The organism is Ensifer sp. ENS02 (assembly GCF_014851885.1).
Taxonomy (GTDB): domain Bacteria; phylum Pseudomonadota; class Alphaproteobacteria; order Rhizobiales; family Rhizobiaceae; genus Ensifer; species Ensifer adhaerens.
This window is the reverse complement of the sequence record NZ_JACVAO010000006.1, coordinates 175,531-191,439: the sequence shown is the minus strand read 5'-3', so window position 1 is coordinate 191,439 and position 15,909 is coordinate 175,531. Positions and strand designations below refer to the sequence as shown.

Annotated in this window: 10 protein-coding genes and 1 tRNA gene; 4 read left to right on the top strand and 7 right to left on the bottom strand. The window is 62.8% G+C overall.

Features of this window, described 5'->3' with window-relative positions:
• Nucleotides 1–5: 5 nt before the first annotated feature.
• From IB262_RS14605 to IB262_RS14595, 3 genes are all read right to left on the bottom strand, one after another.
• Entirely contained in the window at nt 6–1,061 is a 1,056-nt protein-coding gene (locus IB262_RS14605; protein WP_090294930.1) for a M48 family metallopeptidase, read from the bottom strand.
• The gene (locus IB262_RS14600) at nt 1,051–2,142 is read right to left on the bottom strand and encodes a DUF898 family protein (RefSeq protein ID WP_090294932.1); all 1,092 of its coding nucleotides are present in this window, start codon (nt 2,140–2,142) and stop codon (nt 1,051–1,053) included. The genes IB262_RS14605 and IB262_RS14600 overlap by 11 nt, the downstream gene beginning before the upstream one ends.
• Before the next feature lie 233 nt (nt 2,143–2,375).
• Nucleotides 2,376–3,872 carry a CoA-acylating methylmalonate-semialdehyde dehydrogenase gene (locus IB262_RS14595; RefSeq protein WP_034800841.1) on the bottom strand — a complete coding sequence of 499 codons (1,497 nt, stop codon included), beginning with the start codon at nt 3,870–3,872 and terminating at the stop codon, nt 2,376–2,378.
• A gap of 128 nt (nt 3,873–4,000) precedes the next feature.
• Here IB262_RS14595 and IB262_RS14590 point away from each other — a divergent pair, with 128 nt between their 5' ends.
• Nucleotides 4,001–4,882: a LysR family transcriptional regulator gene (locus tag IB262_RS14590; RefSeq protein WP_034800840.1), complete on the top strand. Its 882-nt coding sequence runs from the start codon at nt 4,001–4,003 to the stop codon at nt 4,880–4,882.
• 31 nt (nt 4,883–4,913) lie between these two features.
• Here IB262_RS14590 and IB262_RS14585 read toward each other — a convergent pair whose 3' ends face one another.
• The gene (locus tag IB262_RS14585; protein ID WP_060584011.1) at nt 4,914–6,677 is read right to left on the bottom strand and encodes an adenylate/guanylate cyclase domain-containing protein; all 1,764 of its coding nucleotides are present in this window, start codon (nt 6,675–6,677) and stop codon (nt 4,914–4,916) included.
• A gap of 248 nt (nt 6,678–6,925) precedes the next feature.
• Here IB262_RS14585 and IB262_RS14580 point away from each other — a divergent pair, with 248 nt between their 5' ends.
• Complete coding sequence (locus IB262_RS14580) at nt 6,926–7,126, top strand: hypothetical protein (protein ID WP_060516485.1); 201 nt, start codon at nt 6,926–6,928, stop codon at nt 7,124–7,126.
• A 49-nt stretch (nt 7,127–7,175) separates the two neighbouring features.
• Here the strand turns inward: IB262_RS14580 and IB262_RS14575 are convergent.
• Nucleotides 7,176–7,252, bottom strand: a tRNA-His gene (locus IB262_RS14575).
• A 189-nt stretch (nt 7,253–7,441) separates the two neighbouring features.
• Nucleotides 7,442–7,891: a phasin gene (locus IB262_RS14570; protein ID WP_034800834.1), complete on the bottom strand. Its 450-nt coding sequence runs from the start codon at nt 7,889–7,891 to the stop codon at nt 7,442–7,444.
• Between the two features lie 230 nt (nt 7,892–8,121).
• On the opposite strand from IB262_RS14570, the gene IB262_RS14565 reads away from it, so the two are divergent.
• Entirely contained in the window at nt 8,122–11,820 is a 3,699-nt protein-coding gene (locus IB262_RS14565; RefSeq protein WP_110818516.1) for a PAS domain-containing sensor histidine kinase, read from the top strand.
• Nucleotides 11,821–11,912: 92 nt separating this feature from the next.
• On the top strand, nt 11,913–13,595 hold the full coding sequence (locus IB262_RS14560; RefSeq protein ID WP_090295126.1) for an iron ABC transporter permease: 1,683 nt from the start codon (nt 11,913–11,915) through the stop codon (nt 13,593–13,595).
• A 287-nt stretch (nt 13,596–13,882) separates the two neighbouring features.
• On the opposite strand, the gene IB262_RS14555 is transcribed toward IB262_RS14560, so the two are convergent.
• The gene (locus IB262_RS14555) at nt 13,883–15,835 is read right to left on the bottom strand and encodes an acetoacetate--CoA ligase (RefSeq protein ID WP_090294935.1); all 1,953 of its coding nucleotides are present in this window, start codon (nt 15,833–15,835) and stop codon (nt 13,883–13,885) included.
• Nucleotides 15,836–15,909 lie beyond the last annotated feature (74 nt).

Genomic DNA, 15,909 nt, shown 5'->3' with positions numbered 1-15,909 from the left:
GAGGCTCATTGCGCCTTGGCGCGCAACTCCGCGGCGTAGTCGAGGATCGCCTTGCGCCGCTCCGGCGTCCCTGGATGCGTTGAGAGAATGCTGGTGTCGCCGTGATCGTCTAGCTTCTTTTCAAGCAGGTCGAAGAAGCGCGCGGCCGCCGTCGGATCTCGCCCTGCCTTCTGCATCAGCTCGACCGAGTGTCGGTCGGCAGCAGTTTCCGCGCCGCGCGAATAGGAAAGCGACAAGAGACCAGCGCCCTGCACCAGGACGTCGTCCACGCCCGAACCGATATCGCCGCCGATCATCATGATGAGGCCGGCAACGCCGGCAGCACGGTAGATCTGCCGCAGACTATGTTCGAGCTCGACATGGCCGATCTCGTGCGCCAGCACGCCAACGATCGTTTCGGTATCGTCCCCGGCAAGTTCGATGAGCTCGTCGGTGACGACCAGCGTGCCATCCGGAAGCGCAAACGCATTTGGTCCGACCACACCGCCCTTGCGGAAATTGAGCGTGTAACCGGCCTCGCCGCGGCCTGATCGGGCGGCGATTGCCTTGAAGCCGTCGCGGATCCTTTCCTGCCGCTCAATCGCCAGCTGCGTTTTGTCGAACAGTGTCTGATCCATCGTCTCCATCGTGCCCTTCGACATCATCTCCGGCACGATCGGCGGGGTCACGAGGACGGCGACCTCAACGAGCGCAGGAACCGCATAGCGATAGATGGCAACGCCGCACAGCACGGTGGCTGCGACGACGGCGATGAGACGTGGACGAAAGCGCTCCCATTCGTGGATGTGGTTGACCCTGCCATTCAGCTTCAGAAAACGATCGACTGCCTCGTTGTCCGGCGTTTCGAACAACGAACCGTCTGCAAATTCGACGCGACGCGGTATCGCTCCGACGCGGTCGGAAATATCGACACTTGCCAAGGTGCCACGGGCAAGTTCGGTGCTCGCATCGTCTACGGCCCTAAGGCTGCCCCCCTCTTCCAACAACCGCGAGGGCACCGACCGGCTGGAACCGGCCGGATGCCACTCGCCACGTGCGATCTCGATGCTGCTAGAAGCCAAAATCGAACCCTTCGAAATCCATGAATTCCGCTCCAACCGCCGACGCTTCCGCTTCGATTTCGCTCATCAGCGTTCCGACGGCGCCAAAGACGGTTACGCCCGTCAGGGCCCATTTGTAACGGGCCATGCGGACAGCCGCCCAAGGTCGCAGCAGGCCCAGCGTCAGGATGGTGACGACGAAGTTCGATATGGCGATCCACGTGTAGCGGCCCCGAGAAAGACCGCTGAGGAACCGATGTTTTCCGTCAAAAACCGTCGCCCCCCAAACGGCGTTGCGCACGGCTGCACTGTAGAACAACGCGATGACTGCGTAGAAAGACATGGACGCCACATATCCTGCGCCCAAGCCTACCCATCCCCACCTCGGATCGTTCAGCGATTGGAGCAAACTTGGCGATGCGCGAAGCGTTCCCATCAAGATCGCGAAGACAACAACGCCAAGAACCAGCGCAAGCCCCACACCCAGGAACATGCCGCGATAGAGCGGGCCGAACGGCGGGTTGGTCTCAAAGGCCCTGCCGCCAAAGCGCAGGTTCGATCCGACGTAGCGCCCAACCCATCGGCTTGCGAGCGGCGTCAGTAGGCCCAAGGTGATAATGGAAAGGAACCCGCCCAGAATGAACGCCTTGAAGGCACCGCCCATCGTGCCGACGAAGTCGAAGCGGACGTTGCGGTAGCTCGTCACCCGTGCGCTGAAGCGCAACCCGCGTGCGGCCAGCCAGGGAACGAAGAAGAGCGAAAGCAACAATAACGCGATGCCGACGATCGGAACGAATGTGAGCAGAAGATTGTAGAGGATCAGATAGCCGAAAACGATCACTCGCCCGATCAGGATCTGCTTGCCCTTGGCATGGTACTCGAAGGTACGGCCGAGCAGAACCGTGTTTCCGTAGAAGTATCGGTTGCGCCGGACCTTTGCCCAGGCGGAATAAATGCCAAGCGTGACGATCGTCAAAAACACGTTGACGATCCAGATGCCGAAATATTCCTTGCCGCTCCCCATGAACGAGAAACGGTGAAAATCGATCGACACGTCGCGTGTCGGCGCTGCTTGAACCGACGTCGCTTCAGCCACGACCATGATGGGCCCCTCCGTCCATCCTTTGTGCATCGGGCGCGCCGCAATGCGCTCCGACAGCACATGATCAAACACAAATCGTCTGGTGCGCCCCCGCCCGCCAGACTGCCGTTGGAGCAGCGATCAATTCACGACCCTTGCCCACGGTTCGCAAGTTAGTTGTGCCGTATCGCCGAATGCAACAAAAAAGGGCCTCCCGAAGGAGGCCCCGAGGCGGGAGGATCTTTATCCCGTAGTTACTTCATCGTCGGCATGACGAACTCGGCACCGTCCTTGATGCCCGAAGGCCAGCGCTCGGTGATGGTCTTGGTGCGGGTCCAGAACTTGATCGAGTCCGGGCCGTGCTGGTTGAGATCGCCGAAGGACGAGGACTTCCAGCCGCCGAAGGAGTGGTAGGCGAGCGGAACCGGGATCGGAACGTTGACGCCGACCATGCCGATGTTGATGCGCGAAGCGAAGTCGCGGGCCGCATCACCGTCGCGGGTGTAGATCGCGACACCGTTGCCATACTCGTGCTTCATCGGCAGGTCGAGGGCTTCCTCGTAGGTCTTGGCGCGGACGACCGAGAGAACCGGTCCGAAGATTTCCGTCTTGTAGATGTCCATGTCCGGCGTGACGTTGTCGAACAGGCAGCCGCCGATGAAGTGGCCCTGCTCATAGCCCTGCAGCTTGAAATCGCGGCCGTCGACGACGAGCTTGGCGCCTTGCTCGACACCGCTGTCGATCAGGCTGCGGATGCGCTGTTCGGCTTCCTTGGTGACGACAGGGCCCATATCGGCCTTCTCGTCGGTGTAGGGGCCGATGCGCAGGCTTTCGACCATCGGGGTCAGCTTGCTGATCAGGCGGTTGGCGGTCTCTTCACCGACCGGGACGGCAACCGAGATCGCCATGCAGCGCTCGCCGGCCGAGCCGTAGCCGGCGCCCATCAGGGCGTTCGCGGCCTGGTCGAGATCGGCGTCGGGCATGATGATCATGTGGTTCTTGGCGCCACCGAAGCACTGGGCGCGCTTGCCGTTCATCGCCGCGGTGCCATAGACGTAGCGGGCGATCGGGGTCGAGCCGACGAAGGAAACGGCAGCGATATCCGGATGCGTCAGGATCGCGTCGACAGCCCCCTTGTCGCCGTTGACGACGTTGAGGATGCCTGCCGGCAGGCCAGCTTCGATCATCAGTTCGGCAAGGCGGATCGGAACGGACGGATCACGCTCGGACGGCTTCAGGATGAAAGCGTTGCCGCAGGCGATGGCCGGGGCGAACATCCACATCGGGATCATGGCCGGGAAGTTGAACGGGGTGATGCCGGCGCCGATGCCGACGGCCTGGCGGATCGAGTACATGTCGATGCCGGGACCGGCACCTTCGGTGAACTCGCTCTTCTGCAGATGCGGAATGCCGATGACGAATTCGCAGACTTCGAGGCCACGGATGAGGTCACCCTTGGCGTCTTCGATCGTCTTGCCATGCTCGCGCGACAGGATCTCGGCGAGCTCGTTCATGTTGGCGTTCAGAAGTTCGACGAACTTCATGAAGACGCGGGCGCGGCGCTGCGGGTTGGTGGCCGCCCACTTCGGCTGTGCTGCCTTGGCGCTTTCGACGGCTGCCGAAAGTTCCGCGTCGCTTGCCAGCGCCACGGTGCCCTGCACTTCGCCGGTTGCCGGGTTGAAGATGTTGCTGACGCGGCCGCTCTTGCCGGCGACGCGCTTGCCATCGATGAAATGACCGAGTTCGTACATGAATGGTTCCTCCAGATCTTGATTGTGGCGGCATGATCGCACTACGATTTCAACAAATCAATTTCCGATATTCAGCAACCGTTGTGCAAAAATTGAAGTCCAACGGTTTTGTATAGGATTGTCGCACTATGAACTGGGACGATGTCAGAATGTTTCTAGCCGTCGCGCGGACCGGACAGATCCTGGCCGCATCCAAGCGGCTCGGCGTCAATCATGCCACGCTCAGCCGTCGGGTGACTGCGCTGGAAGAGGCGATGAAGACACGGTTGCTCGTTCGTCGGCCGAACGGTTGCGAACTGACCGCCGAGGGCGAAATCTTCCTTGCGGCAGCCGAGCGCATGGAAACGGAAATGCTGGCGGCGCAATCGCAGATCGGCCGGATCGACACGGCGATCGCCGGCACGGTGCGCATCGGTGCACCCGACGGTTTCGGTGTTTCTTTCCTCGCGCCCCGGCTCGGCCGGCTGACGGCGCGCTATCCGGAATTGAAACTGCAGCTCGTGCCGGTCCCTCGGTCTTTCTCGCTGTCGCAGCGCGAGGCCGATATCGCGATCACCATCGAACGTCCGGAACAGGGGCGCCTCGTTTCCTCGAAGCTCACCGACTATACGCTCGGCCTCTACGCCTCGGCGGACTATCTCGAAAAGCACGGCACGCCGCAGACGATCGACGATCTCCGGGAGCACCGCCGCATCGGTTACGTCGAGGACCTGATCTTCACGCCGTCGCTGAACTTCTCCGCCGAAATCATGCGCAGCTGGGACGCGTCGTTCGAGATCTCCAGCGCCACCGGCCAGACGGAAGCGGTGCGTTCCAGCGCCGGCATCGGCATTCTGCACAATTACATTGCCCGCCATGCGCCGGAACTAAAACGTATCCTGCCGGAAACGACCATCCGCCGTGCCTACTGGACCACCTATCACGAAAGCGCGCGCGATCTCGTGCGCGTTCGCACCGTCGTCGCCTTCCTGCAGGAACTGGTGACCGCGGAGCACCAGATCTTCATATGAAGCGCTCAAGCGCCTGACGTCGGCGCCGCACCTATAGCGAAATCCCGGCCTCCCGCAGGCCGTCAATCAGCCGCGGAATGACGGCCGGATCCTGGTAAGGCATCGCCCGCTTGAAGTGGTCGATGGAAAAGTCCGGATTGACCTCGAAGACCTCGTGCCAGTAGCGCCGCGCCTCCTCATGGCGTCCGGTGCGGCCATAAAGACAGGCGAGATAGAAGCGCGTCATGTCCGAACGCGGTGCCAAGGCCAGGCGCCGCTTGAAGGCAATCTCGGCTTCGTCGAAACGGCCGAGATTGAGCAGGGTCCGGCCGAGGAAATGCAGCGCCAGGTCGAACTGCGGATCGAGCCGGTGGGCGCGGGTATAGAAGGGCAAGGCCTCCTCGAACTGGCCCAGGAAATCCCTGATCGTGCCGAGCTGCGTGTGACCGCCGGCGGAGTTCGGGTCGAGCTCGATCGTGCGTTGGGCGGCCCGCTCGGCCTCGTCGAAGCGGCGCTTCCAGCAGAGCGCAATCGCGAGCGCGTGGTGGCCGTGGGGCTCGTGCTCGTCGGTCTCGACGGCCTTCTGTGCAAGCTTGAGAGCGCGCTCGATATTGTCGACGGTGCCACCGTTCCACCGGTTGATGTAGTCGGTCATGGCAATGATCGCGAGCGACGCATAGGCCGCGGCAAGCGCCGGGTCGATGGCGATCGCACGTTCGAGCATGCTGCGCGCCTCCGCAGACGATACCGCGTCGAACCGCAGGATCGCCTGACGCGACCGCACGAGCAGATCGTAGGCCTCCGGGTCGACCTTGCCGCGCCCCTCGCGCCGCTCCGTTTCGCCGGCCGTCAGCTTCACCTTGAGCGCCGTCACGATGGTGCGCGTCACCTCGTCCTGAACCTCGAAAATATCCTCGATGCCGCGATCGTAGCGCTCGGCCCAGAGATGGCCCCCGGTGGTGCCGTCGATCATCTGAGCGTTGATGCGAATGCGGTTGGCGGCGCGGCGCACGCTGCCTTCCAGCACATAGCGAACGCCGAGGTCGCGGCTCACCTGGCGGATATCCGCCGACTTGCCCTTATAGGCGAAGGAGGAATTGCGGGCGATGACGAAGAGGCCGGAGACCTTCGAGAGATCGGTGATGATGTCCTCGGTAATGCCGTCGGCGAAATAGCCCTGCTCCGGATCGCCGGACATATTGTCGAACGGCAGCACGGCGATCGACGGCCGGCTCGGAAGCTGCGGTGGCACCTCGGCGGCGACCTTGATGGGCGCGTCGGCATACTCGTCCGGCGACCAGCTCCAGATATGCACCGGCCGCTCGATGTTCTTGACCTCGTGATGGCCGCTGTCGACGAAAATGAGATCGATGCGGCCGTGCACATATTCGTGCACCCCGTCCGAAATCGCCACGCCGCCGGGCCTCGCAAGCGCCTCGATCCGGGCTGCGACATTGACGCCGTCGCCGTAGAGGTCGCTGTCGGCGACCATGATGTCGCCCATGTTGATGCCGACGCGCAGCACGATTTGCTGATCGTGGGGCACGTCCGCATTGGCGGAGATCATCGCCCGCTGCAAGGCAGCCGCACATTCGACCGCGTTGACCGCGCTGGAAAACTCGATCAGCACGCCGTCGCCCGTTCGCTTGAACACCCGGCCCTGGTGGGTTTCGACGAGCGGTTCCAGCACTTCGCTCCAGCGCGCCATGAGTTGCGTATAGGTGGTTTTCTCGTCTCGCTCCATCAGCCGGCTATAGCCAACGACATCAGCAGCCAGGATGGCGGCAAGCCGCCGTGTGATGGATTCTTTGGCCATGGATTGCGACGCCTTACTGGGAATCCTCTTGGCAAAATTTTACCGGCGGATGAGCCCTATGTCCATTCGAACCGGATCCGACCCGCGCCCAAGCGCTAGCCCGAATTGGGTATTGCCGCGACAGGAACCTGGCGCGGTATCCCGACGTTGCCTTCACAGGGAATTGAGCTGCTTGCTCAAGGCGATGGCTGCGAGCACGCCGGTCGCAATCGGCTCGCGCTCCCGTTTCGACAAAGGAGTGTGAAAGGATGCTTGTGTCCATACCGGGCCGGCCGATCCTGCCGGGTGAACTCACCAAGATCGACGATGTCTTCAAGGAAACACTAAGAGAGCGAGAGCTGTCGCGCCAGTCGGCAGAGGCAACGGCGCTCGCCGCCCGGCTGATCGAACTTTATCAGAATGGCGTACAGGATGTGGTGGCGCTCAGAGCCTTGGCCAAGCTGTTCTGACGAAGCAAGGCGCCCCGCAAATCGCGATACCTATCGTATAGGGAAGAAATGGTACGGTTGGTGGGAATCGAACCTACGACCTCAGGTGCCACAAACCTGCGCTCTAACCAACTGAGCTACAACCGCACATAAAGCGACATCAGTCGCTTGGCGGCTCACATACGGAGACTTCCGTCGCTTTGCAAGCCTTAACTTGAGATTATCCTGGAAAAAATCCGGATGGCAAGCCATCCGGATTCTTGGTTTTGGGCGCAGATGGCAGAATTCGGCGACAGCGGTCTGTCGCCATCGTTCAGCCGGCGCGGTCGGTTGACTTTAGACCTTCTTGAAGGACGACATCGCCTTTTCAGCGGCGTCCTTGCCCGGCTTGGTGACGTTTTCGGCAACCTTCTTGGTGGCTTCCTGCATCGACTTCGCCTGCTCGACCGCGAGTTCGGCCTGCTTGCGGACAAAGCTCGTCTGCAGTTCGACGAATTCCGACAGCGACTTCACGCCGAGCAGCGCTTCCATGTGAGACAGCGAGTTTTCGGCATTGGTGCGCAGTGCGTCGATGGCCTTGAGACCGAGTTCGACGGAGCCGGTCTGGGCGCTTTCGAGCGTTGCTTCAACGGTCTTCGTTGCCTCTTCGGCAGCGGTCTTCATCTTGGCATAGGCTTCCTTCGACTGGACGGCACCCTTTTCCGCGAAGTCGCGGAAGCTGTCGGTGAACTTCGCCGGGTCGAAAGAGGAAAGGGAAAATACGTCGTCGGTCTTCTTGGTAGCCATGAAAGCGCTCCTTGGTGTCTGGCCCTCTTCAGAGGCGCCGTTGATTGATGCGCATTATATAAACTACTTGCTTGTGCATTGCAATAAAATTGTGCAGTGCACAAAATCCGGAGAATTAACCTTTCGCGCTGAAAGCCGTGACGAAGCTCCGGCCCTCGCTGGACCCTTGCGGGCCTGCCGGGTATTAATAGAGTGTTAACCCGCAAGCGATCCGTCAATAGGCCCCCTTTATGCCCGCGAGACAGTATCCCTTCATTGATATCGCCGTGCATGCGCGGGTGCGGGAGCATTTTGCCCGCGGCGACGCGGCGATCCTGTTTTCGCGGGACTTTGCGCGCATTCTCTGGGCCAACGACCAGGGCGCGGCCTTTTTCGGCGCCGGGTCGATCTATGATTTCATCGATGCGGGACCGGATCAGGGCGAGCTGTCGCTGCGTCAGCTCAAGGCCGCGGGAGCGCAGCTCGTGCGCGCCGGCGACCGGCGCCAGCTTTCGATCCGGAAGTTCTCGGGTTTCCGCGGCACACCGCTCAATGTGAGCGTGGAGATGATCCGCGTGCGCCCGGACGAGGACGCGGTGCTCTTTACTGCACCGCATTCGGGCACGCCGCTGTCGCTTGAGGATCGTGCTGCGCGCATGATCGCCGGCCTCGACGGCCCGGACACCCACATGGCCGTTCTCGATGGCAACGGCGGCATCATCGCACACTCGCCGGGCTTCATCGATCTCGGCATGTCGGACGAGACGCGCAAGCAGCTCGTCGATACGGTCGGCCGAGACCACGACTGGCTGATCAAGCGCCCAGTCGCAACGCGGAAGGGGCACCTGCCGGCCGCGGTCGGCAAGATCGCCGACGAACCGTCGCTGCATCTGCTCTTTGCTGTCGAGACCATTCTCGGCACGCTCGATCCGGACGAAGAGACCTCGGCGGCGCAAGTGTTGCCGATCCTGCCGCTGGCCGAAGAGCTGGAACCGACCGCCGAGACACCGGCCCCGGAGGCAAAGGATATCGTCGAACCGGCCGAAGCGCCGGTCGAAAGCGCTGCACCAGCCGAAGACGCTGCCCTGGCCGACGCATTCGAACAGGCGGAGTCCGTCGAAGCGGTTGCCGCGCCACAGGACGATGGCGACCTTGAGGACGCAGACGTCCACGTCGCTGCAGGCCAGGTCGCTCTACCGGAGGAACCGGAGGCGCTTGCCGCCGCAGGTGCGGAAACTTCGGCGCAGGGCGTGGAGCCAGCGGAAGATGACGGCGAGCCGGCGCTTGCGGTCGCGACCGACGTGACCGCGACCGACACGCCGGTTGCCGCGGAAATCCCCGTGACGGAAGAGGTCACTCGCGAGGATGAGACGGTAGAGGCGACCGATGCCGGCACCACTGAAACGGAGCAGGCCGACTTCGCCTTCGTGCCCGGCGGCCGTGCGGTACGCTTCGTCTGGAAGATCGACGCCGAAGGCCGCTTCAGCGAGATTTCCGAGGAATTCGCCACCGCCGTCGGCCCGCGTGCCGCCGATGTGATCGGCACCACCTTTAACCACGTGGCAGCACGCTACGACCTCGATCCTGATCAGAAGATCGGCGCGCTGCTGCAGCGCCGCGACACCTGGTCGGGCAAGACGATTTTCTGGCCCGTGCAGGGCACCAGCCTCAAGGTTCCGGTCGACCTGGCGGCCCTGCCCACCTACTCGCGCTCACGCGAATTCGACGGCTTTCGCGGTTTCGGTATCGTGCGCCTTGCCGATGCCGTCGAAGACGAACACGCCAACGGCCTGACGTTCGGCGCCGCAACGGACATGACGGCAGAAGCTGCCGCGGAAGCGACGCCGTCGGAAGACCACGCGCATACTCCAGCGGTCGATCCTGAGACCGTCGGCCCTGAGATCGAGGAGCGGTCCGCCGACGAGGTGCAGGTCGTCGCGCAGAGGTCCTCCGAAACGGAGGCCGAGCCTGTCGCAGCTGCGCAGGATCGTGATGCGCCCCAAGACCAGACCCTCACCTCCAGCGAGGAGGCAGAGGCAGAGCCGAACCATGCAGCCGAAGTTGCCGCAGACGAACAGGTCGCCGCAACTGACGATCTCTTCCAGGGAGAGCGCCCTGCCCTACAGCTCGTCGACAACGCTGAGCCCCCCGTCTCCGACAAGATCGTCGAGCTCGAGAAACATCGCGCGGCGACCGCGCTGACGCGGGGCGAACAGGCGGCGTTCCGCGAGATCGCGCGGCAATTGGGCGAGCATTTTGGCAGGCCGGCGGAAACCGCACCCGCAGAGGAAAGCGACGCAGCGGCCGATGCAAGCACACCCTTCCCGGTAGACGCGCACGAAGCCATCACTTCCTCGACGCCAGCGGCAGAAGAACAGACTGGCGCGGAAGAAACCGGAGAAGAGACCGACGACGGCGCAGCCGAGGACGAACAGGCGAACGTGCATCTCGAGCAGCAAGCGGCAGATATCGGCCTTAGCGGCGAGATCCTCGACAGCCTGCCAATCGGTATGCTCGTGCATCGCGGGGAAGAGCTGCTGCACGCCAATCCGGAATTTCTGCGGCTCACCGCCTATGGCGACCTCGACGACTTTGTCCGGGAAGGCGGCCTTGACGCACTCTTTGCCAATGGCGAAGAGGCGACCGACCAGGAACCCGACGGCACGATGATGCTGATCCGCAGGGACGGTCAGATGCGGCCGGTCATCGCACGGCTGCACACGATCCGCTGGGACGGCCGGAGCGCGCTGATGCTGGCGCTGACGCCGGCAGCCGCGAACGCGCCGTCGACCAAAGCAGACGATGCCATCTCCGGTGACGACGTCGACCGTCTGAAGACGGAAATCGACGAACTCAAGTCCATCCTCGAAACCGCGACAGATGGCGTCGTGATTCTCGGGCATGACGGCGACATCCGCTCGATGAACCGCTCGGCAAGCGCGCTCTTCAACTATGACGAGGGCGAGATCCGCGGCAAACCTTTCGCCGCGCTCTTCGCTCACGAAAGCCAGAAGGCAGTGATCGACTACCTGCACGGGCTTTCCGGCCACGGCGTCGCGAGTGTGCTGAACGACGGACGCGAGGTGATCGGGCGGGAAGCGAATGGCGGCTTCATTCCGCTGTTCATGACCATCGGCCGGCTTTCGGCCTCCAATGGCTTTTGCGCCGTGATCCGCGACATCACCCAGTGGAAACGCACCGAAGAGGAACTCCGGAACGCCAAGCGCGCCGCGGAAACGGCCAATGCCCACAAGACCGAGTTCCTCGCCCGCGTCAGCCACGAGATCCGCACGCCGCTCAACGCGATCATCGGCTTTTCCGACATGATGGCGAGCGAGCATTTCGGCCCGGTCGGTCACCCGCGCTACATCGAATATGCCGGCGACATCGGCCGGTCGGGCCGCCACGTGCTCGATATCGTCAACGATCTGCTCGACATCTCGAAGATCGAAGCAGGCGAAATGGAACTCGATTTCGGCGCCGTCGAGATCAACGACGCGGTCTCGGAAGCCGTGTCGCTCGTCCAGCCGCAGGCCAACAGCCAGCGCGTCATCATCCGCACCTCGCTTTCGGCAGCCGTGCCGAACGTCGTGGCCGACGGCCGGTCGATCAAGCAGATCGCGCTCAACATTCTGGCGAACGCCATCCGTTTCACGCCGTCGGGCGGCCAGATCGTGGTGTCGACCTCCTACGAGGCGAACGGTAGCGTCATGCTGAGGATCCGCGACACCGGCGTCGGCATGACCCGCGGCGAACTGGACCAGGCGATGAAACCGTTCCGGCAGGTGACGACAGGCGCGCGCAAGCGTGGCGACGGCACCGGGCTCGGGCTGCCGCTCACCAAGGCGATGGCGGAGGCGAACCGCGCCCACTTCTCGATCACCTCGGCACCCAACGAGGGAACGCTGGTGGAAATTTCCTTCCCGTCACAACGCGTCTTGGCGAACTGAGGCCGGATGCTATAAGGAAATGTTGACTTGTGGTGGCCAGTTTGCTGGCCGCCCTTGGCCATTTCTTGCCGTCATGCCGCGGAATCGATCGATTGCAGTCCACATCTCAGAGCATCAAGCGCCGCCATGCGCGTGCCGGAACCGGTCTTTCGCATCCCCTGCTGGCGACATGGGCCGGATTGACATCGGTCATCGTGCTGATGCCGATCATCGCGATCGCCTGGCTGGCGATCTCGGGCGGCGGCGGCGACTGGCCGCATCTGATGCAGAACGTCATTCCGCGCGCCACCGGGCGCACGCTGCTCTTGATCTCGCTGACGGGTGCCGTGACCGCCTTCGCCGGCATCCTCACGGCCTGGCTTGTCGCAAGCTGCGAGTTTCCGCTGCGGCGCTTCCTGTCGGCAGCACTGGTGTTGCCGCTTGCAATCCCCGCCTATCTCGCTGCCTATGCGTTCGGCGAGCTTTTCACCTTTACCGGGCCGGTGCAGGGACTGATCCGCGCGATCTTCGGCTTCAAGACGAGCCGTGACTACTGGTTTCCGGATATCCGCTCGCTCGGCGGCGCCGTGCTCGTGCTGAGTTCGGTTCTCTATCCCTATATCTACCTCGCCTGCCGTTCGATGTTCCTGATGCAGGGACGCGCGGCCGCCGACGTCGCCCGCACGCTCGGCGCCGGGCCGCTGAAGGTGTTCTTCCGCATCCAGATCCCGATGGCCCGCCCGGCCATCATGATCGGCCTGACGCTGGTGGCGATGGAAACGCTGAACGACATCGGCGCGGTCGAATTCCTTGGCGTGCAGACGCTGACCTTCTCGATCTTCGACACCTGGCTGAACCGCGGCAGCCTCGCGGGCGCCGCGCAGATCGCCTGCATCATGCTGGTCTTCGTCATCGGCCTGATGATGATCGAGCGGGCCGCACGGCGGCGCCAGCGCTTCTCCAGCCAGAAGACGACGTCCGCCGTCCACGATGCTGCCCGGCTCATACTGTCCGGCTGGAAGAAGTGGGCCGCCATGGTCGCCTGCCTGCTGCCCGTGGTTTCAGGCTTTGCCGTACCCGTGCTGATCCTCGGCAATTATGCGCTCAAGCGCATCGACCAGTTCATCGAGCCGCGGCTGCTCAACGCGCTCTTTCATAGCATCCTCGTCTCAGGTGCGACCGCAACGGTTACCGTTCTGCTCGGTTTCGTGCTCGCCTATGCTGCGCGCACGGGGCATTCTCGGGTGAGCGACATCGCCGGGCGGCTCGCCTCCTTCGGCTATGGCGTGCCCGGCACTGTTCTTGCGATCGGCGTGCTCTTCCCGCTGGCCGCTCTCGACAACATTATCGATGCCGGCATGCGCGATACGTTCGGTATCTCCACCGGGTTGATGATGACCGGCACCGGCTTTGCGATCATCTACGCCTGCAGCGTGCGCTTCCTCACCATGGCCGAGGGCTCGCTCGAAGCGGGTTTCCAGAAGCTTTCGCCGCATCTCGACATGGCGGCGCGCGCGCTCGGCCGGACCGGCGGCCAGACTTTGCGCACCGTGCTTTTGCCGATGATGCGGCCGGCGGTACTGACCGCCGCTCTCCTCGTCTTCATCGAGACGATGAAGGAGCTTTCGGCAACGATCATGCTCAGACCCTTCAACTTCAACACGCTCGCCACGCTCGTCTACGAAGACGCGTCTCGGGCCAAGGTCGAAGACGCTTCGGTCGCCGCGATGATCATCGTCGTCGCCGGCATGATCCCGGTCATCCTCGTGTCGCGGTCGCTCGAACGCCGCTCCTGAGCCCCGTTCAGCAAGGCCTGGCGGGCGAGAAACGCAAAAAAAAGGTGGCTGGGAGGCCACCTCGATAGTTGAATGCTAAACCAACAATCGCTCGAGAAGTAACGACGTCATGTCCGCGACGGCATCTCTGCCGAACGCCGATCCAACATCGATCGGCCTCAAGTTGGCATGACCATGCGCCCCCAATCCTTAACAAGACCTTACCCGCCGGATCCGCAATTTTAGGGATTTTTCAGCAAGTCTGAAGCCTTGGTTAATTCCAATCACGCGAATCCGTTAACGCGCCCTCAATTTTTAAGGGCATCCAGTCCGGCGTAAAGATCAAGCGCCTCGGGGTTGGCGAGCGCCTCCTTGTTCTTCACCGGACGGCCGTGCACGACATCGCGGACCGCGAGTTCGACGATCTTGCCGGACTTCGTGCGCGGGATATCGGCGACCGCGATCACCTTTGCCGGCACGTGGCGCGGCGAGGCGCCGACGCGGATGCGGTTCTTGATCGCCTTCGTCAGGTCGTCGGTCAGGGCGACGCCGGCGGCGAGACGAACGAAGAGAACGACGCGCACGTCGTCTTCCCAGTCCTGCCCGATGCAGAGCGCCTCTGCGACCTCCTCCATCTGCTCGACCTGATTGTAGATCTCTGCCGTGCCGATGCGCACCCCACCGGGATTCAGCGTCGCGTCCGACCGGCCGTGGATGATGATACCGCCGTGTTCGGTCCATTCGGCGAAGTCGCCATGGCACCAGACATTGTCAAAGCGCTCGAAATAGGCGGCGCGATACTTGGCGCCCTCGGGATCGTTCCAGAACATCACCGGCATCGACGGGAATGCCTTGGTGCAAACGAGTTCCCCCTTCTCACCGCGCACCGATTGCCCCTCGTCGTTCCAGACGTCGATCGCCAAGCCAAGACCCGGCCCCTGGATCTCGCCGCGCCAGACGGGCTTCAGCGGGTTGCCGAGGACGAAGCAGGAAACAATGTCGGTCCCGCCCGAGATCGACGCAAGCTGAACGTCAGACTTGATGCCTTCGTAGACGAAGGAGAAGCCTTCCGGCGACAGCGGCGAACCGGTCGAGGTCAACAGCCGAAGGGTGGAAAGATCATGCGTGTTGGCCGGTACGAAGCCGCCCTTGCGCACGGCGTCGATGTACTTCGCCGAGGTGCCGAACACCGCGAACGTCTCGGCTGCGGCATAGTCGAAGAGCACGTTGCCGTCGGGATAGAAGGGCGAGCCGTCGAACAGGCAGAGGGTCGCGCCGACGGCCAATCCGGAAACCAGCCAATTCCACATCATCCAGCCGCAGGTGGTGAAATAGAAGAGCTTTTCGCCGCGGCGAAGGCCGCAGTGGAAACGATGCTCCTTCAGATGCTGCAGCAGCGTGCCACCGGCCGAATGCACGATGCATTTGGGAACGCCCGTCGTGCCCGAGGAAAACAGCACGTAGAGCGGATGGCTGAAGGGCAAGCGTTCGAAGGTCAGGGTTGTTGCCGCAAACGGCGCGATGAAATCGGCAAGGGTTGCGCCACCCTCGATCGAGGCCGCCAGCGCCGCGCTGTCGCCGGCATAGGGAACGATCAGCGCCGGCACGCCAAGGGCCTTGGAGACCGCGCGAACCTTCACATCGACGTCCTGGCCCTTGCCGTTGTACCAATAGCCGTCGCAGGCAATGAACAGCTTCGGCGTGATCTGGCCGAAACGATCGAGGACGCCCTGCTCGCCGAAATCGGGAGAACAGGACGACCAGATCGCGCCGATCGAGGCGGTCGCCAGCATCAACGCGATCGTTTCGGGCATGTTCGGCATCATAGCCGCAACGCGATCGCCGGGGCCGATACCCTGAGCCTTCAGCGCCTGCTGCAGGCGCGACACGAGCGCGCGAAGCTCGTCCCACGACAGGCGATACTCGACCTTGTCTTCACCGCGGAAGACGAGCGCGTCGCCGTCGCCGGTTTCGCGAAGAAGGTTCTCGGCAAAGTTCAGCTTCGCGTCGGGGAAGAAGCGAGCATCGAGCATGCGGTCGCCGTTGACGAGGGCTGTTGCGCCGCGTTCGCCGATGACGCCGCAGTGCTCCCAAACCGCGGTCCAGAAGTCGCCGCGCTCGGCCACCGACCAGGCGTCGAAGGCATCGTAATCCGCAAAGGTTCTGCCGAAGCGTTTGCTGCTCCAGGCGATGAATTCGGCCATGGGGCTATGCGCAAGGATTTCCGGACCTGGAACCCACAACGGCTGCTCTGCGTGCATGCTTTCCTCCACTCCTGCTCCATGCCCTCTATACCATGCTGCATCGCAAAATAAACAGCACCGGAAAGCGCCTC